The 17,338-nt window shown below is 72.4% G+C and carries 15 protein-coding genes and 3 tRNA genes; 8 read left to right on the forward strand and 10 right to left on the reverse strand.

Annotated elements, in window-relative coordinates:
* Window positions 1–39 precede the first annotated feature (39 nt).
* The 7 genes from purF to purS form a co-directional block, all read right to left on the reverse strand.
* On the reverse strand, window positions 40–1,566 hold the full coding sequence (purF, locus tag ACWZEH_RS16290; RefSeq protein ID WP_456199192.1) for an amidophosphoribosyltransferase: 1,527 nt from the start codon (window positions 1,564–1,566) through the stop codon (window positions 40–42).
* A gap of 62 nt (window positions 1,567–1,628) precedes the next feature.
* Window positions 1,629–2,450: an META domain-containing protein gene (locus ACWZEH_RS16295; protein WP_456199194.1), complete on the reverse strand. Its 822-nt coding sequence runs from the start codon at window positions 2,448–2,450 to the stop codon at window positions 1,629–1,631.
* Between the two features lie 56 nt (window positions 2,451–2,506).
* On the reverse strand, window positions 2,507–3,304 hold the full coding sequence (locus ACWZEH_RS16300; RefSeq protein WP_456199195.1) for a maleylpyruvate isomerase family mycothiol-dependent enzyme: 798 nt from the start codon (window positions 3,302–3,304) through the stop codon (window positions 2,507–2,509).
* Between the two features lie 9 nt (window positions 3,305–3,313).
* Window positions 3,314–3,652, reverse strand: a complete 339-nt coding sequence (locus ACWZEH_RS16305) for a peptidoglycan DD-metalloendopeptidase family protein (protein WP_456199197.1) — start codon at window positions 3,650–3,652, stop codon at window positions 3,314–3,316.
* A gap of 287 nt (window positions 3,653–3,939) precedes the next feature.
* On the reverse strand, window positions 3,940–6,198 hold the full coding sequence (gene purL / locus ACWZEH_RS16310; protein WP_456199199.1) for a phosphoribosylformylglycinamidine synthase subunit PurL: 2,259 nt from the start codon (window positions 6,196–6,198) through the stop codon (window positions 3,940–3,942).
* Window positions 6,195–6,899 carry a phosphoribosylformylglycinamidine synthase subunit PurQ gene (gene purQ / locus ACWZEH_RS16315; protein WP_456199201.1) on the reverse strand — a complete coding sequence of 235 codons (705 nt, stop codon included), beginning with the start codon at window positions 6,897–6,899 and terminating at the stop codon, window positions 6,195–6,197. The genes purL and purQ overlap by 4 nt, the downstream gene beginning before the upstream one ends.
* Window positions 6,896–7,159, reverse strand: coding sequence for a phosphoribosylformylglycinamidine synthase subunit PurS (gene purS / locus ACWZEH_RS16320; protein ID WP_010045045.1), 264 nt, complete (start codon window positions 7,157–7,159; stop codon window positions 6,896–6,898). The genes purQ and purS overlap by 4 nt, the downstream gene beginning before the upstream one ends.
* Before the next feature lie 350 nt (window positions 7,160–7,509).
* Here purS and ACWZEH_RS16325 point away from each other — a divergent pair, with 350 nt between their 5' ends.
* From ACWZEH_RS16325 to ACWZEH_RS16360, 8 genes are all read left to right on the forward strand, one after another.
* The gene (locus tag ACWZEH_RS16325; protein ID WP_456199202.1) at window positions 7,510–7,827 is read left to right on the forward strand and encodes a histone-like nucleoid-structuring protein Lsr2; all 318 of its coding nucleotides are present in this window, start codon (window positions 7,510–7,512) and stop codon (window positions 7,825–7,827) included.
* A 201-nt stretch (window positions 7,828–8,028) separates the two neighbouring features.
* A tRNA-Gly gene (locus tag ACWZEH_RS16330) sits at window positions 8,029–8,100 on the forward strand.
* Window positions 8,101–8,180: 80 nt separating this feature from the next.
* Window positions 8,181–8,253: transfer RNA gene (locus ACWZEH_RS16335), tRNA-Gly, on the forward strand.
* A 163-nt stretch (window positions 8,254–8,416) separates the two neighbouring features.
* Window positions 8,417–9,415, forward strand: a complete 999-nt coding sequence (locus ACWZEH_RS16340; RefSeq protein ID WP_456199204.1) for an ABC transporter ATP-binding protein — start codon at window positions 8,417–8,419, stop codon at window positions 9,413–9,415.
* Window positions 9,412–10,239, forward strand: coding sequence for an ABC transporter permease (locus tag ACWZEH_RS16345; protein ID WP_456199206.1), 828 nt, complete (start codon window positions 9,412–9,414; stop codon window positions 10,237–10,239). Before ACWZEH_RS16340 ends, ACWZEH_RS16345 begins: the two co-directional genes overlap by 4 nt.
* Window positions 10,240–10,321: 82 nt before the next feature.
* Window positions 10,322–11,698 (forward strand): sensor histidine kinase, encoded by a 1,377-nt coding sequence (locus ACWZEH_RS16350; protein WP_456199628.1) that lies wholly within the window; start codon window positions 10,322–10,324, stop codon window positions 11,696–11,698.
* Window positions 11,695–12,321 (forward strand): response regulator, encoded by a 627-nt coding sequence (locus tag ACWZEH_RS16355; protein ID WP_456199207.1) that lies wholly within the window; start codon window positions 11,695–11,697, stop codon window positions 12,319–12,321. Before ACWZEH_RS16350 ends, ACWZEH_RS16355 begins: the two co-directional genes overlap by 4 nt.
* Before the next feature lie 22 nt (window positions 12,322–12,343).
* Window positions 12,344–12,416: transfer RNA gene (locus tag ACWZEH_RS16360), tRNA-Gly, on the forward strand.
* A 111-nt stretch (window positions 12,417–12,527) separates the two neighbouring features.
* Here ACWZEH_RS16360 and ACWZEH_RS16365 read toward each other — a convergent pair.
* The 3 genes from ACWZEH_RS16365 to ACWZEH_RS16375 form a co-directional block, all read right to left on the reverse strand.
* Window positions 12,528–13,427 (reverse strand): phosphoribosylaminoimidazolesuccinocarboxamide synthase, encoded by a 900-nt coding sequence (locus ACWZEH_RS16365; RefSeq protein ID WP_456199208.1) that lies wholly within the window; start codon window positions 13,425–13,427, stop codon window positions 12,528–12,530.
* A 397-nt stretch (window positions 13,428–13,824) separates the two neighbouring features.
* Complete coding sequence (locus ACWZEH_RS16370; RefSeq protein ID WP_456199210.1) at window positions 13,825–15,102, reverse strand: N,N-dimethylformamidase beta subunit family domain-containing protein; 1,278 nt, start codon at window positions 15,100–15,102, stop codon at window positions 13,825–13,827.
* A 205-nt stretch (window positions 15,103–15,307) separates the two neighbouring features.
* A complete protein-coding gene (locus ACWZEH_RS16375; protein WP_456199211.1) occupies window positions 15,308–17,206 on the reverse strand; it encodes a hypothetical protein in 1,899 nt (632 codons plus the stop codon).
* Window positions 17,207–17,338 lie beyond the last annotated feature (132 nt).

Consider the following 17,338-nt stretch of genomic DNA (forward strand, 5'->3'; position numbering starts at 1 on the left):
ACGGGGAGAGCCTTCGTCTCGTTACGGCAGGGCAGGGGCTTACGGACGGCGGATCGCGTCGACCGCGGCCGGTGCGGCCGTGCCGGCGGCCAGCTCGGTCTCCAGCAGCCGCTTGCCGAGGAGCTCGGGGTCGGGCAGATCCATCGGGTACTCGCCGTCGAAGCAGGCGCGGCACAGGTTCGGCTTGGCGATGGTCGTCGCCTCGATCATGCCGTCGATGGAGATGTACGCCAGGGAGTCGGCGCCCAGCGTCACACCGATCTCCTCGATGGACATGCCGTTGGCGATGAGCTCCGCGCGGGTCGCGAAGTCGATGCCGAAGAAGCAGGGCCACTTCACGGGCGGCGAGGAGATCCGGATGTGCACCTCGGCGGCGCCCGCCTCACGGAGCATGCGGACCAGGGCGCGCTGGGTGTTGCCGCGCACGATCGAGTCGTCGACGACGACCAGGCGCTTGCCCTTGATGACTTCCTTGAGCGGGTTCAGCTTCAGGCGGATGCCGAGCTGCCGGATGGTCTGCGAGGGCTGGATGAACGTCCGTCCGACGTACGCGTTCTTGACCAGGCCGGCGCCGAAGGGGATGCCGGACGCCTCCGCGTAGCCGATGGCGGCCGGGGTGCCGGACTCCGGCGTCGCTATCACCAGGTCGGCCTCGGCGGGCGCCTCCTCGGCGAGACGGCGGCCCATCTCGACGCGCGACAGATAGACGTTGCGTCCGGCGATGTCGGTGTCCGGGCGGGCCAGGTACACGTACTCGAAGACACAGCCCTTGGGCTTCGCATCCGCGAATCGGGAGGAGCGCAGGCCGTTCTCGTCGATGGCGACGAACTCGCCCGGCTCGATCTCGCGCACATAGCTGGCGCCGCAGATGTCGAGGGCCGCCGACTCGGAGGCGATGACCCAGCCGCGCTCCAGGCGGCCGAGGACCAGCGGGCGGATGCCCTGCGGGTCGCGGGCCGCGTACAGCGTGTCCTCGTCCATGAAGACGAGGCTGAAGGCGCCCTTGACCCGCGGGAGGACCACGTGCGCGGCCTGCTCCACGGTCACCGGTTCGCCGTCGGCGGCGCGCTGGCCGGCCAGCAGGGCGGTGATCAGGTCGGTGTCGTTGGTGGCCGCCGCCCTGGGGGCGCGGCCGTTCTCCTTGGGGAGTTCGGCGGCCAGCTCGGCGAGCTCCGCCGTGTTGACCAGGTTGCCGTTGTGACCGAGCGCGATCGATCCCCGCGCGGTGGCGCGGAAGGTGGGCTGGGCGTTCTCCCACACGGAGGCGCCGGTGGTCGAGTAGCGGGCGTGACCGACCGCTATATGACCCTGGAGCGAACCGAGCGAGGTCTCGTCGAAGACCTGGGACACCAGGCCCATGTCCTTGAAGACGAGGATCTGGGAGCCGTTGCTGACCGCGATACCCGCGGATTCCTGGCCCCGATGCTGGAGGGCGTAGAGCCCGAAGTACGTGAGCTTGGCGACCTCTTCGCCCGGAGCCCAGACACCGAAGACGCCGCAGGCGTCCTGGGGGCCCTTCTCTCCGGGGAGCAGGTCGTGGTTGAGTCGTCCGTCACCACGTGGCACGCCACCGAGTGTAGGCGAGGTCGAGTGCTGGTCCGAATTGGGTACGCGGCCTCCGCCGCGGCTCACGCGGCGGCGAAGGCTTCGAGGGATGCGGCGTTTTCGCTGGTCAGGGTCAGGCTTCGGTGATCGACCCGATGGCTGAGCGTGGTGTCGAAGAACCGCAGGAGCCGCTTCTCGGTCTTCATGAGTGAGTCTTCGCACACCATTCGGGTCGTGGTGGGCGTGCCGACGGTGATACGGCCGTCGCGGACGGTGGCGTCGGCGTTCACTTTGTTGCAGCCGAGGCTTCCGGAGACGGTGCCCTCCTCCTCGTCGAAGGTGAGGTGGGCGCGGCCCGCGGCGTCGGGGGAGACGATCTTCCACTTCGTACCGTGCAGCGGGGTGTCCGCGCCGCCCTCGCTGAGACGGGCGGTGGTGCCGTCGCCGGCGGTGAGGACCGGGCGGCCGTTGTTCACGCGGATCTTCAGAGCGCCGTCCCCGAGGGCGTGGGAGAGGGCGCGTTCGAAGGTCCTGCGCGGCTCGTCGTCGCAGGCCACCAGGGTGGTGTCGAGGGTGAACCGGACCCGGTCCCCGTCGAAGCCGGCCTCGCCCCGGAAGTGGTTGCAGGCGTACCGGCCGCTGGTCCGGCCGTCGTCCTCGATGGTGACGTGTGCGTCGACGGGGGCACGGTGGGTGGTGCCGTCCACGGTGACGCTGTCGACGTTCCAGCGGACGCCGGTGAGGGACTGCTGCGCCGTGCCCGTCGTCGCGCCGACCGCGCTCGCCCGCCCGGCGTCCGCCACCGCGCCGGCCCGTTCACCGCCACAGGCCGCCATGAAGGGGACCAGGAGGGCAGCGGTGGCCGCCGCGAGAACGGCGTGCCGGCGGTGCCTGTGTGTGCGCATGCCGCTTCGACGGAGGCGGGGGACTTCCGGTTCCCCTCCCGTCGCCCTCCGTCACCTCACGTCATCAGCGGCAGGTACGGCCCGAGGTCCGCCCGCTCCCCGCTCGCGCCGACCGTGCCGTCCGCCACCGCGTCCCGCCATGCCGTGCGCCCGGTGGCCAGGCGGATCCAGGTCAGCGGGTCGGTCTCGACGACGTTGGGCGGAGTGCCCCGGGTGTGCCGCGGCCCCTCCACACACTGGACGACCGCGTACGGCGGGATCCGCACCTCCGTCGAGCCGCCGGGCGCCTTCGCGGCGAGTGTGTCGGCCAGCATCCGGGTGCACGCGGCCAGGGCCTGCCGGTCGTGGGGGACGTCCAGGCCGGGCACGGCGGCGTGGAGGTCGTCGGTGTGGACGACGAGCTCGACGGCGCGGGTGACCAGGTAGTCGGTGAGGGTCATGGCGCCGGCCCGCGTGGCGAGGACGCGGTGCGGCGGGGCGGCGGCGAGGTGCCGGGCCAGGTCCTCCTCGGTACGGGCGAGCAGGGCGACGAGATCAACGGCGGCCCCGGCCGGCTCCCGGGAGGCCGCGTCGACGGCACCGGCGTGGGCGGCGGTCGCGGCGGGGTAGTCCGGCAGCGCGAGTTCGGGCTTCGCCGGTTCGTCCCGCTCCAGGGCCCGGCCGACGCTCGCGACGGTCAGGGACAGGTGCGCGATCAGGTCCCGCACGGTCCAGTCGCCGAGGCGGGTGGGCAGGGCGAGCTGCTGCTCGTCCAGCGCGTGCACCGCCTGTCGTACGTTCACGAGCTGGGCCAGTACGGCGGCCCGGGTCCTGGCGGGGTCGTAGGAGCGGGTGCGCTTCTTGGCCGGGGGCATGGCGGCAGCCTATGCGGGGGTGGCGGTCGCCGGTCCGGGGACGTCGAACACTTCGCCGCCCCGGGGGACGCCGATGCCGCGCCGGGTGAACGGGACGCCCCGCGAGGTGTCCGGACCGGGCCCGTCCATCAGCTGGAAGCGCAGGTGCGGCTCGGCGGAGTTGCCCGAATCGCCGCAGCGGGCGAGCACCTGTCCGGCCCGCGTCCCGTCGCCCTCGCGGACGGTGAACGAGCCGCGCCGCAGGTGGGCCCAGGGGGCGTACGTTGCGTCGCCGAGATCCGGCGCGAGGTGGCCGCCGACGATCCGGTGGCCGCCGCCCCTCTCACGCGCCGGGCCCTCGACGGGCACCGGGTACACCAGCCCGGGCAGCGGGGCGCGGCCGAGGTGGTCGCGCTGCCCGTCCGGGACCCGTACGACCGTGGCGTCGGCGACCGCCCGCAGCGGGGTGCCGAACGCGGGAAAGCCGGTGGGGCGGCGGGCGGGCGGCCACAGCGGGGAGAACCCGGGACGGGCTCCCGGCCCGGGTTTGGCGATGATGCCGCCCCCCGTCCGCCCCCGCGCACGCCGAAGCCCTCCGCCCGGCGGACCGGGCGGAGGGCTTCGTACGGGGAACGGAGCGGCGGAAAGCGGGTGGGTCAGGCCAGCAGGGCCGGGATCGTGCGCTCGTGGGTCTCGCGCAGTTCCGCGAGGGTGAGCGTGAACTCGCCCTGGAGCTCCACCGTGTCCCCGTCGACGACGCCGACACGCGTCGCCGGGAGGCCGCGGACACCGCACATGTCGGTGAAGCGCATCTCCTCGGAACGCGGCACGGCGACGACCGCGCGGCCGGCCGACTCGGAGAACAGGAGGGTGAACGCGTCCAGCCCGTCCGGTACGACGAGCCGCGCGCCCTTGCCGCCCAGCAGCGCCGACTCGACCACGGCCTGGACCAGACCGCCGTCGGACAGGTCGTGCGCGGAGTCGATCATGCCGTCGCGGGACGCGGAGATCAGGATCTCGGCGAGCAGCCGCTCGCGCTCCAGGTCGACCTCGGGCGGCAGACCGCCGAGGTGGTCGTGGATCACCTGGGACCAGGCCGAGCCGCCGAACTCCTCGCGCGTGTCGCCGAGGAGGTAGAGCAGCTGGCCCTCCTCCTGGAAGGCGGCCGGCGTGCGCCGGGCCACGTCGTCGATGACGCCGAGGACCGCGACCACCGGGGTCGGGTGGATGGCGGCCTCGCCGGTCTGGTTGTAGAGCGAGACGTTGCCGCCGGTCACCGGGGTGCCGAGCTGCAGGCAGCCGTCGGCGAGACCGCGGACGGCCTCGGCGAACTGCCACATGACGGCCGGGTCCTCGGGCGAGCCGAAGTTCAGGCAGTCGGAGACGGCGAGGGGCTTGGCGCCGGTCGTCGCCACGTTCCGGTACGCCTCGGCGAGCGCCAGCTGCGCGCCCGTGTACGGGTCCAGCTTGGCGTACCGGCCGTTGCCGTCGGTGGCGATGGCGACACCGAGGCCGGTCTTCTCGTCGACGCGGATCATGCCGGAGTCCTCGGGCTGGGCGAGGACGGTGTTGCCCTGGACGAAGTGGTCGTACTGCTGGGTGATCCACTGCTTCGAGGCCTGGTTGGGCGAGCCCACCAGCTTCAGGACCTGGTCCCTCAGCTCCTCGGAGGTCGCCGGGCGGGGCAGCTTGCCGGCGTCGTCGGCCTGGAGCGCGTCCTGCCAGTCGGGGCGGGCGTAGGGGCGCTCGTAGACCGGGCCGTCGTGGGCGACGGTGCGCGGGTCGACGTCGACGATCTTGCCGCCGTGCCAGTAGATCTCCAGACGGTCGCCGTCGGTGACCTCACCGATGACGGTGGCGATGACGTCCCACTTGTCGCAGATCTCGAGGAAGCGGTCGACCTTCTCCGGCTCGACCACCGCGCACATGCGTTCCTGCGACTCGCTCATGAGGATTTCCTCGGGAGAGAGGGTCGAGTCGCGCAGGGGTACGTCGTCGAGGGTGACGCGCATGCCGCCGGAGCCGTTGGAGGCCAGCTCGGAGGTGGCGCAGGACAGGCCCGCGGCTCCCAGGTCCTGGATTCCGACGACCAGCTTCTCGCGGAACGCCTCCAGGGTGCACTCGATGAGGAGCTTCTCCTGGAAGGGGTCGCCGACCTGCACGGCGGGGCGCTTGGAGGGCTTCGCGTCGTCGAAGGTCTCGGAGGCGAGGATGGACGCGCCGCCGATGCCGTCGCCGCCGGTCCTGGCCCCGTACAGGATGACCTTGTTGCCCGCGCCGGATGCCTTGGCGAGGTGGATGTCCTCGTGCCGCATGACGCCGATGGCACCGGCGTTGACCAGCGGGTTGCCCTGGTAGCAGGAGTCGAAGACGACCTCGCCCCCGATGTTCGGCAGGCCCAGGCAGTTGCCGTAGCCACCGATGCCGGCGACGACGCCGGGCAGGACGCGCTTGGTGTCCGGGTGGTCGGCCGCGCCGAAGCGCAGCGGGTCCACGACGGCGACCGGGCGGGCACCCATCGCGATGATGTCGCGGACGATGCCGCCGACACCGGTCGCGGCGCCCTGGTAGGGCTCGACGTAGGACGGGTGGTTGTGCGACTCGACCTTGAAGGTCACCGCGTAGCCCTGGCCGACGTCGACGACGCCGGCGTTCTCGCCGATGCCGACGAGCATCGCGTCGGACTGCGGGGCCTTCTCGCCGAACTGGCGGAGGTGGACCTTGGAGGACTTGTACGAGCAGTGCTCGGACCACATCACCGAGTACATGGCGAGCTCGGCGCCGGTCGGGCGGCGGCCGAGGATCTCCACCACCCGCTCGTACTCGTCCTTCTTGAGGCCGAGTTCGGCCCAGGGCAGCTCGACGTCGGGGGTCTTCGCCGCGTGCTCGACCGTGTCCAGAGGCGTCCGGCTCATGCGTTGACCAGCTTCTTGAGGATCGAGGTGAAGAACGGGAGGCCGTCGGTGCGGCCGGTGCCGATCAGCGGCTCGACGGCGTGCTCGGGGTGCGGCATCAGACCGACGACGTTGCCCGCCGCGTTGGTGATGCCGGCGATGTCGTTGAGCGAGCCGTTGGGGTTGCCGTAGCCGTCGGCGGCTTCGCCGTCGGTGACGTAGCGGAAGGCGACGCGGCCCTCGGCCTCGAGCTCGTCCAGCGTGCGCGCGTCGGCGACGTAGCGGCCGTCCATGTTCTTCAGCGGGATGCTGATCTCCTGCCCGGCGGTGTAGTCGCCGGTCCAGGCGGTGTCCGCGTTCTCCACCCGCAGCTTCTGGTCACGGCAGATGAAGTGCAGGTGGTCGTTGCCCAGCATGCCGCCGGGAAGCAGGTGCGCCTCGGTGAGGATCTGGAAACCGTTGCAGATGCCGAGGACGGGCAGTCCCGCCTTCGCCTGCTCGATGACGGTGTCCATCACCGGCGAGAAACGGGCGATGGCCCCGGCGCGCAGGTAGTCGCCGTAGGAGAATCCGCCGCAGAGCACCACGGCGTCGACCTGGTGGAGGTCCTTGTCCTTGTGCCACAGGGCGACCGGCTCGGCGCCCGCGAGCCGGATCGCGCGCCGGCTGTCACGGTCGTCGAGGCTGCCCGGGAAAGTGACGACGCCAATACGAGCGGTCACTTCACGGCCTCCGCGACTTCTTCGACCCTGACGGTGAAGTCCTCGATCACGGTGTTGGCGAGGAAGGATTCCGCAAGATCGTGGATGCGGGCGAGCGCGGCCTCGTCGACCGGTCCGTCAACTTCCAGTTCGAATCGCTTTCCCTGGCGGACGTCCGAGATCCCTTCGAATCCCAGCCGCGGCAGTGCGCGCTGCACCGCCTGGCCCTGGGGGTCGAGGATCTCCGGCTTGAGCATGACGTCGACTACGACGCGTGCCACTGGCACTCCCGGTGTGTGGTGCTGAGCAGGTTCCTTCAGACTACCCGTACAAAATTTCTACGCGAGTAGAGTTGGAGGAATCTACGTGACCCCGATCACGATTCGGCATCCCTGAGGGACCTCCGGGAAAAAATTCGGGGAAGATCCGCGTTCTGTTACGTATCCCTATTGCGCACAGGACACGCGGACAGATTTAGTCGAGCTTCACAATGCAATGCCGGGCACTGTACAAATGAATTGTCATTAGCAGATACTTTGCCCGATTACAGGCGGACAGCCAACATCTCAGCGACGCCCAGGCACGTCATCACGGACGTCAACAGAGGTGTCGCACGAAGGGACCGATATTCGTGGCGCAGAAGGTCGTGGTCACTCTCTTTGACGACATCGACGGCTCGGAAGCGGCGGAAACGATCGCCTTCGGACTCGACGGCAAGTCGTACGAGATCGACCTGAACGAAGACAACGCCGAGGGGCTGCGGAAGGCGCTCGCGCCCTACGTGGAGGCCGGCCGCAAGCGTTCCCGCTCGGGACGGACGTACAAGCAGACGGAGGTCGCCCCCGATCCGGCGGCCGTGCGCGCCTGGGCCCAGTCGAACCGGATGGACGTCCCCGCGCGCGGGCGGATCCCCAAGCGGGTCTACGAGGCGTTCGCCGCGGCGCGGTGAGCGCCCCGCGGAACGGGCCGTGACCGCCTCCGGCGGTCGGGGCCCGGCTCGGGCGGCCGGGCTCGGCCCGGGCCGGCGTGCCGGGGACCCTGCGGTCATCGACCCCCCGGAACAGCCGACTTGCGCAACACCCCCGCTGATCAGCTAGAGTCTGGAACACGCCGAGGGGCAAGGCCGAAAGGCCCGGCTCACGGAGTACATGCGGGTGTAGTTCAGTAGTAGAACATCCCCCTTCCAGGGGGAAGGCGCAGTGTGCAATTCCTGTCACCCGCTCTGCGCAGCCGTACCGGTCGGTCAAGTCGATCAGGTAGGCTGGTGCTCGCACCGATCGGTGAAAGCCGGTCGGAGGCAATGCGGACGTAGCTCAGCTGGTAGAGCGCAACCTTGCCAAGGTTGAGGTCGCGAGTTCGAACCTCGTCGTCCGCTCGGGAATCAGACCCCGGTCCATTGGACCGGGGTCTTTTCGTGTGCCCCGAGTCCCGGCCCGGGTCCTCCGTGCTCCCCGCGGTGCCGGCCGTCTGACATTTGTCATCCCGGGTGATGACAGCGCGCACTGCTGTCCGGCCCGTACCGGCGGAATGATCGAAGCATGCGAGCAAACGGACACGAACACGTGATTGAGGTCACCGACCTGCGCCGTGTGTACGGGGGCGGGTTCGAGGCCGTGCGCGGGATCAGCTTCTCCGCACGGCGGGGGGAGGTCTTCGCGCTGCTGGGCACCAACGGCGCGGGCAAGACCTCCACCCTCGAACTGCTGGAGGGCCTCGCGGCACCGACGGGCGGGCAGGTCAGGATCTTCGGGCACGACCCGTACCCCGACCGCGCCGCCGTACGCCCCCGCACCGGCGTGATGCTCCAGGAAGGCGGCTTCCCGTCCGACCTGACCGTCACGGAGACCGCGCGGATGTGGGCCGGCGCGGTCAGCGGGGCCCGCCCGCCGCAGGAGGTGCTGCCGCTGGTCGGACTGGGTGACAAGGGCGACGTACGGGTCAAGCAGCTGTCCGGGGGCGAGCGGCGCCGTCTGGACCTGGCCCTCGCGCTGCTCGGCGACCCCGAGGTGCTGTTCCTCGACGAGCCGACCACCGGCCTGGACGCCGAAGGGCGCCGCGACACCTGGCGGTTGGTGCGGGAGCTGCGCGACAACGGCACCACCGTGCTGCTGACCACCCACTACCTGGAGGAGGCCGAGGCGCTGGCCGACCACCTCGCGATCATGCACAAGGGACGCATCGCCACCACCGGCACGCCCGCCGAGGTGACCGCCGCGCAGCCGTCCCGGATCACCTTCGAACTGCCCCAGGGCTACTTCCCCGGCGACCTGCCGCCGCTCGACGAGCTGGGCGTGACCGGACACGAACTGGACGGACGGACCGTCAAGCTGCACACCCGTGAGCTGCAGCGCGCGGCGACCCGCCTGCTGGTGTGGGCCGAGCGGTCCGGAATGGAACTGAAGGGACTGGACGTGCGCTCGGCGTCGCTGGAGGAGGCCTTCCTGGGCATCGCCCACGACGTCTCCGCGCGTGAGAACGCGCACGAAGCCTCGGCCGGCGAGGCGTCCACCACCACCGGAAGGGAGTACGCGGTATGAGCGGCACGGTCATCACGCCCGAGGGGGCGGCCAAGGGAACACGCGGCGGGAGCACGGCGGTCAGCACCCCCGTGGGACGTGTACGGGCCCTCGCCCGCGCCGAGCTGACGCTGCTGGGGCGCAGCAGGGGCACGCTCTTCGCCGCGCTGTTCGTCCCGGTGGTGGTGCCGTTCAGCCTCCGCACCGCGGCCGACGAGATGGACCTCGCCGGGGCGGGGCTGAGCGTCGGCACCCTGATCGTGCCCGCCGCGATCGGTTTCTCCCTGCTGTTCGCCGTCTACGCGGCGCTCGTCGGCGTCTTCGTCACCCGGCGCGAGGAACTCGTGCTGAAGCGGCTGCGCACCGGGGAGCTGCGGGACGCCGAGATCCTGACCGCGTCCTCGCTGCCGTCCGCCGCGATCGGACTGGCGCAGTCGCTGCTCCTGGCGGTGGGCTGCACGCTCCTCCTGGACATGGCAGCGCCGAAGGCCGCCCATCTGGCCGTTCTCGGGCTACTGCTGGGCCTGGTGCTGAGCGCGGGACTCGCCGCCGTCACCGCGAGTTTCACCCGGACCGCCGAGAGCGCGCAGGTCACCTCGATGCCGGTGCTCCTCGTCTCGATGCTCGCCTCCGGCATGACCGTCCCGCTGGAGATCCTGCCCGACCGGCTGGCCTCCATCTGCGAACTGCTGCCCTTCACTCCTGTCATGACCCTGGTGCGCGGCGGCTTCACCGGAAACCTGTCCGGCTCCGAGACGCTGTTCGCCCTGGCGACCGGGATGGCCTGGACACTGGTGTCGGTGTTTGCTGTACGCCGGTGGTTCCGCTGGGAACCGCGACGCTGAGGTACGCGGACACGAAGTACGCGGGCGCGAGGGCGGACCGGAGAGCGGGGCGGGCGAGGACATGGGCAGGCCGGGCGAGGACATCCGCAGGCCGGGTCGCTGGTGGCGGCGCAAGAGCACCCCGGCGAAGGTCGAGGCGTACACACGGTGGTCGTTCCACTTCATGGTGCTGGTCGAGTTCGTGACGGCCGGCGGGCAGCTTCCCGGACTGCTCGTGCGGGGTGAGCAGCCCGGGACGGGCGGGCCGGGAGCGACGGCTGCGCTGATGCTCCTCGTCGCCGGGCACTGCGTGCTCTGTGGCGTACTCGCCTCGCGGGCGCTGGACTGGCAGCGCGGGCGGCGGGCGAAGCCGGTGCGGCTGCTGTGGGCCCTCGGTGTCGTCACCGCGGCCGTCGCGGCGACGGCCGTCTCGCTCGTCGACCACGACCGGGCGGGCCGGGACGCCGACGGAGCGCCCCTCGTGGTCTTCGTGGTCGTGCTGGCCTTCGGCGCGGGAACGATCACGCTCGGCCTGCGCGACCGACGGCGGATGTTCGTCTGCGCGGCGGGCTTCGCCGCGGGATCGGGGCTGGTGGCCTCCGCCTTCGGCATGGCCGCCCCCGGCGCGCTGATCGTCGCGGGCGTGGTCCTGCTCAGCGCCGGGTTCGTCACCTCCACCTACGTCCTCTCGCTCTGGCTGCTCAACGTCGTCCACGAACTCGACCAGGCCCGCGAGACGCGTACCCGGCTCGCCGTCGCGGAGGAGCGGCTGCGGTTCGGGCGGGACCTGCACGACGTCATGGGCCGCAACCTCGCCGTGATCGCGCTCAAGAGCGAGCTGGCCGTCCAGCTGGCCCAGCGCGAACGACCGGAGGCGGTGACGCAGATGGTCGAGGTGCAACGGCTGGCCCACGAGACCCAGCGGGAGGTGCGGGAGGTCGTACGCGGCTACCGCGAGGCCGACCTGAACAGCGAACTCGCCGGCGCGAAGGGAGTACTGACCGCGGCCGGCATCGACTGCGCGGTCACCGGCCCCGCGGCCGGGCTCCCGGCACAGGTGCAGTCCGCGCTGGGCTGGGTGGTACGGGAGGCGACGACCAACGTGCTGCGGCACGGCGACGCGCGGCAATGCGCGGTGGATATAAGGGTGCTGGAGGGGCGTGCGGTGCTGACGGTGGACAACGACGGGGTGCCGGACGGCGCCGGCGGGCCCGGCCGGGGCTCCGGTCTCGTCGGACTGCGCGAGCGGCTGGCGGAGATCGGCGGCACGCTGCGGGCCGGACCGACCGGGGACGGGCGGTTCCTGCTGACGGCGGAGGTGCCGTCGTCCGCGCCCGCGGGGGCGGGAGCCGGGACGGAGGCGGGGCCGAGGACCGGGGTGGTGGCGCCGAGGACCGCCGAGTCCTCCGTGCCCACGGGTTTCGGCGTGCAGACGACGGCACCCGTCTCCGTGAACTTCGCAAACGAGGGCACCTCATGACGACGACACCGCCCGGGCCCGTCCGGCTGCTGCTGGCCGACGACGAGCATCTGATCCGGGGGGCGCTCGCCGCCCTGTTGTCCCTGGAGGACGACCTCGTGATCGTCGCCGAGGCGGCCTCCGGACCGGAGGCGCTGGCGATGGCGCGGGCGCACACCCCCGACGTCGCGGTACTGGATCTGCAGATGCCCGGCGCGGACGGTGTGAAGGTCGCCACATCGCTGCGGGCGGAACTCCCCGGCTGCCGCGTGCTGATCGTGACCAGTCACGGGCGTCCCGGGCATCTGAAGCGGGCCCTCGCGGCGGGGGTGCGCGGCTTCGTCCCCAAGACCGTCAGCGCACAGCACCTCGCGGAGATCATCCGCACCGTGCACGCGGGAAACCGTTACGTGGATCCCGAGTTGGCGGCCGACGCGATCGCCGCCGGTGACTCGCCACTGACCGTGCGTGAGGCCGAGGTGCTGGAACTCGCGGCCGACGGGGCACCCGTGACGGAGATCGCGGAGCGGGCCGCGCTGTCCCAGGGGACCGTGCGGAACTATCTGTCGTCCGCCGCCACGAAACTCGGTGCGGAGAACCGTCACGCCGCAGTGCGGCTCGCGCGCGAGCGCGGTTGGGTATAGTTGCTCTCGCGCCACGGCGCATGCGGACGTAGCTCAGCTGGTAGAGCGCAACCTTGCCAAGGTTGAGGTCGCGAGTTCGAACCTCGTCGTCCGCTCTGGCAGAAAGAAGACCCCGGCCCATGGGCCGGGGTCTTCTTCGTTCGTGCCCGGCGCGGACGCCGGGCTCCGAGGCCGGCGCGCACAGGGACGGGCCCCGGCTCCAGGGGTCAGCTCCAGGGGACGCCCGTCAGACGCTCGTACGCCTCCACGTACTTCGCCCGGGTCGCGTCCACGACATGCTGCGGCAGCGCCGGCGGGGGCTGCTCGCCCGCCCGGTCCCAGCCCGACTCGGCGGAGGTCAGCCAGTCCCGCACGTACTGCTTGTCGTACGACGGCTGCGCGTGGCCCGGCTCCCACTGCTCGGCCGGCCAGAAGCGGGAGGAGTCCGGGGTGAGCACCTCGTCCGCGACGACCAGCGTGTCGCCGTCGAAGCCGAACTCGAACTTGGTGTCCGCGAGGATGATCCCCCGTTTCCGGGCGATGTCGCGGGCCCGGGTGTACGCGGCGAGGGTGGCCTGCCGCAGCTGCGCCGCGGTGTCGGCGCCGACCTGGCGGGCGACCTCCTCGTAGGAGACGTTCTCGTCGTGCTCGCCGACGGCGGCCTTGGTGGCCGGGGTGAAGATCGGGGCGGGCAGTTCCGATCCGTCCACCAGCCCCTCGGGGAGCGCGAGGCCGCAGACCGTACGGGACTCCTGGTACTCGGCGAGGCCCGAGCCGGTGAGGTAGCCGCGGGCCACGCACTCCACGGGGGCCATCCGCAGCGACTTGCAGACAAGGGTGCGGCCCTCCCAGTCTGCGGGGGCGCCCGCGGGGAGGTCGGTGCTCAGGACGTGGTGCGGGACCAGGTCGGCGAGCTGGTCGAACCACCAGAGGGAGAGCCGGGTGAGGACCCTGCCCTTGTCCGGGATCTCGGTCGGCAGCACCCAGTCATAGGCGGAGATGCGGTCACTGGCGACCATCACGAGGTCACCCGCCTCGTTCCGGTACAGCTCGCGCACCTTTCCGGTGTGCAGATGCACCAGACCCGGAACCTGGGTCGGCTCGGGCTTGTCGACGAATCCGGACACGGTTCCTCCGCGTGTTTCGGAACAACGGACAGGGCGCCCGCGGGGGCTCGCACGGGGTGGGTGGGAGACGGCGGGACGAGTGCCTCCGATTGTCCCGCACGAACGGCCGCGCCCGCTGGCCGGGGCGGTGGGAGTCGGCCAACCGGAGGGGGTGGCGGCGACTGGTCCGGCGGGACGGTCGCGGCGGGCTGTGGTGTACGCCGGGCGGGCAGAGTGGCGAGCGGGCGGGACGGCGACGGGGCGGGCAGAGTGGCGGGCGGGCGGGACGGCGACGGGGCGGCGGGGCGGTGACGTGCGCTGCGCGGGCGGAGTGGCGGGCGCTCAGGGGTGACGCCAATCCGGCGGGGCGGCTGGGCGGCGGGCGGTGACGCGCCAGGCAGGCGGAGCGGCGGACGGGTCAGTCGTTCTTGCAGATGCGGTCGAGGAGGTTGGCGGTGGCGCGCTGGATGCGCGGATCGGTCCGGCCGGGACGGCCCAGGGCCGGGGGCCAGGCGAGCGTGCCCGAGGCGAAGACCCAGGCGCCGGAGGGCGCCCGGTAGAGCGAGGTCTCCTGGTGCCGTCCGGCGCCCGCCCGGTCGGTGTACGGGGAGTGCGCGAGCAGCACCCGTTCCTCGTGCTCGGGCAGCGGGGTGCGCGGGAAGTAACGGTCGGCCCCTTCGGCGACCAGCCCTTCGATCCCGTCGCCCTCGAGGGCCCCGGTCGCCTCCCACAGCCAGTGACCGGCGTTGCGCACGATGAGCGGGTGCGGCTCGGGGACCTGACCGGCGTACTGGACGCCGATCAGCTGCTGCTCCGCACGGTCCGTCTCCCGCCACAGCGCCGGTCTGCCCGGTGCCCTGCGGCCCGGGGCCCCGCGTCCGGCGCTGCGGCAGGTCAGCAGGCGGTCGGGAGCTCCGGACGGAGAGGGCGCGAGTTCCACCTGCCCGTACAGGGTCCGGGCGGAGAGGAAGACGAGGGAGGTGCCGTACGTGCGGGCGTGTTCCGCGGCGCCGCGCATGGCCTGGGACCAGTACGCGTCGGGGCCGGGGAAGACCAGGCCCTTGTACCGGGTGGGGTCGACCCGGCCGGCGTGCAGGTCGCGGGCGTCCGCGTAGGCGAGGTCGTAGCCGTAGCGCTCGGCCCAGCGGATGACGTCGTAGGCGTGACCGGCGTACGCGGGCAGACCGGCACCCGCGTACGGGCGGTCGAAGGAGACGGTGGTCGCGGTGCAGGCGCCGGCGTCGGCGTCGGTCCTGCCCGTCCCGTCGGCTTCCGGGTAGCGGTTGTGGAGCTGCCAGGTGATGTCGGGCAGGACGACGAGCAGGTCGGCCGGGCGGTGGTCGCGGACCGTGAAAGGGATCCGGGAGCGGTGGCGGCCGTCGGCGGTGGTCAGGACGGCCACATGGGCGCCGGTGCTCCAGTCCGACGGGACCGGCAGCCGCCAGGACAGCCACCAGTGATGACAGGAGACCGTCCGGTCGGCGGTGAGCGGTGGGGGCTGCGCGATACCGGCGAGCCGGGGGCCGGACATGATCCGGGCGGCGCCCCGCCCGTCGTAGTGGCCGATGCGGTGGACGTCGACGCGGAACTCCTGGGGCGGGTCGACGGTGACGTGGAAGTCGATCGCCCCTCCGGGTGCCACCCCGCCGGTGGAGCTGAACCCCTCGAACCGGCGGTGACCCTGCCGCGCGCCCATGGTCGCTCCCCTCCCGCACGCCCCGTTGCCGGCGGTCAGCAATGTGCTCGTCGTGTGTCGCAAGCCCTGGCCGAGGAGCGCGATCGACCCAAGCACATCACATTACGCATGCGCCGCGTCACCCTTCGTCGCGAACCGGCCAGAAGCGGAAGGTTCGGCTCCGGTGATGGTCGGGAGTGGAGGACGGCTCCCCCGCTCACCCGGCTCAGACCAGCCGGACCGGCTTCTCCGGGCGTATGCCCTGCCGGGCCAGCCACAGGCGGAGGGCAGTGGAATCACCCTCCTCGATCAGCGTCATGACCTGGGCGGGCAGGTCCGTGACGCGCACACCGCCCACGAGGAGGGCCGGTCCGTCGAGCCAGTCGAGCCCGGGCGTCGCGCCCGCGGTGTCCATGGCCGCGCAGCAGACCATCGCCGTGATGTGGTCGGCGAGCAGTTCGCGACCGGTGCGCGGGGGCTGGAGGGGGAGCAGGGGCAGCGCCCGGTCGTCCCAGAGGGAAGAGGGGTCGGTGGGGACGGGCGTCGGGGCCGGGGCGGTCGGAGCCGCCGGGGCCGCGGCGGCCCGCGCGGCGGCCGCCGCGTCCTCGCGGGCCACTTCGGCGCTGATGCGGGCGGCCAGGGCGACGCTGCGCGGGGTGGTGCCGACGAGGTCTTCGGCGTCGTCCGGGTCCACTCCGGCGACGGGGGCGGCTTCTCGGTCCCCGCGTGCCCTGTGTTCTCCGTGTTCTCCGTGTGCGGGCGGGATCGCGTGCGGCGGGGGTTTCGCGCGGGAGTCCGGTCGCCGGCCCGGTTCCGGGCGCGGTTTTGGACCGGGGTCCGTCAGGTGGTCGAGTACGCGGGAGAGCGTCGGGCCGTCGGGACCCGGGCTGTCCGCGCCGACGGCGGGACGTACGCCGAGGGCGTCCAGGACGCGGTGGAGGCGGGCCGCGTCCGTACGCCACTTGCGGTCGACGACCTCCTCCGGGTAGTCGCCCCAGTGGACCGGCGACCAGCCCGGCCCGCGCCCGGCGGGACCGCCGTGGAAGAGCCGGGCGGCGAGGAGGGAGGTGGCCTCGTCCACCGCGCCGGGCTCCTCGAGCAGATCGCAGGCGGGCCGCTCACCGAGGCGGGAGGCGAACCCCTCGGCCAGCCGGTCCCGGCGGGACAGCTCGGTGAGCGCGGCCACCACCCCCGCGTTGAGCCGCGAGGGCCAGCGGCCCATCCGCCAGGCGGGCAGCGCGACCCGGGTGAGCAGCCGGTCCCAGCCCGCGTACGCCAGTCCCACCTGCTCCTGGGCGACGATCCGCAGCCCGTAGTCCACCGCCTGGGCACGCTCGGCCGCCGCCGCGGCGACCCTGCGCTCCATCTCGGCCGCATGGCCCCGGCAGTTGCGCAGCAGTACCCGCGCGACCCAGCCGAGGCCCGCGAACACCGCGCGGAGCGCCGGCCCGCGGCGGTGCTCCGAGGTCACCGCCACCGCCGCGTCGAGACCGCGGACGAAGCGCCGGGCGGCGGCTATGTCCGGATGCGCCGAAGGCCCCGTACCGGCGACGACCGGCGCGAGGACCGCGCGCAGCTCGCCCACGCGCATCCACCACAGGAACGGGGAGCCGATCACCAGCACGGGCGCGGCGCCGGCCCGGTGGCGCGGACGCCGGTCCACGCCCGCCATGTCGTCGTGCTCCTCGGCGGGTGGAGGGCTGCCGTGCGCCGGGTGGGTGCGGTCCTCCAGCCAGCTGTCGCAGTCGGGGGTGAGCGCTATCGCGGACGGGGCGGGGACGCCCAGCCGGTCGGCGAGGTCGCGCACCATCCGGTACAGGTCCGGGGCGGCCTCCTCGGCGATCGAGACCGTCGGAGTCGTCGCGGGCCGGGCGCGGGCGACGACCAGGGCGACCCCGGCGGCGGCGAACAGGACCAGCACGGCGAACGGCGTGAGCGTCCAGCGGACGAGGTCCCAGCCGATGCCGGTGAAATGGCCGGTGGGGACGCCGACGAGCAGGATCACGGCGGCCGCCGCGGGCAGCAGGGCGACGGCCAGTGCCCTGCCCCGCAGGCGCAGCACCGCGAGCGCCCGTGAACGCGCGGTCCGCGTGCTCGCCTCACTGCCCATGCCGCCTCCGCTCATGCCCCGCCTCACCCCCCTCCCGACGGTCCTGACGCTGTCCCGGCGTTGTCCATTCCCCCACTGTGGCACCCGTCACCGACATCGCAATGCCGGTGGGCCAAGTGCCGGAACGCTTGCGCGGCACCCTAGTTG

This window comes from Streptomyces yamdrokensis, assembly GCF_053890455.1.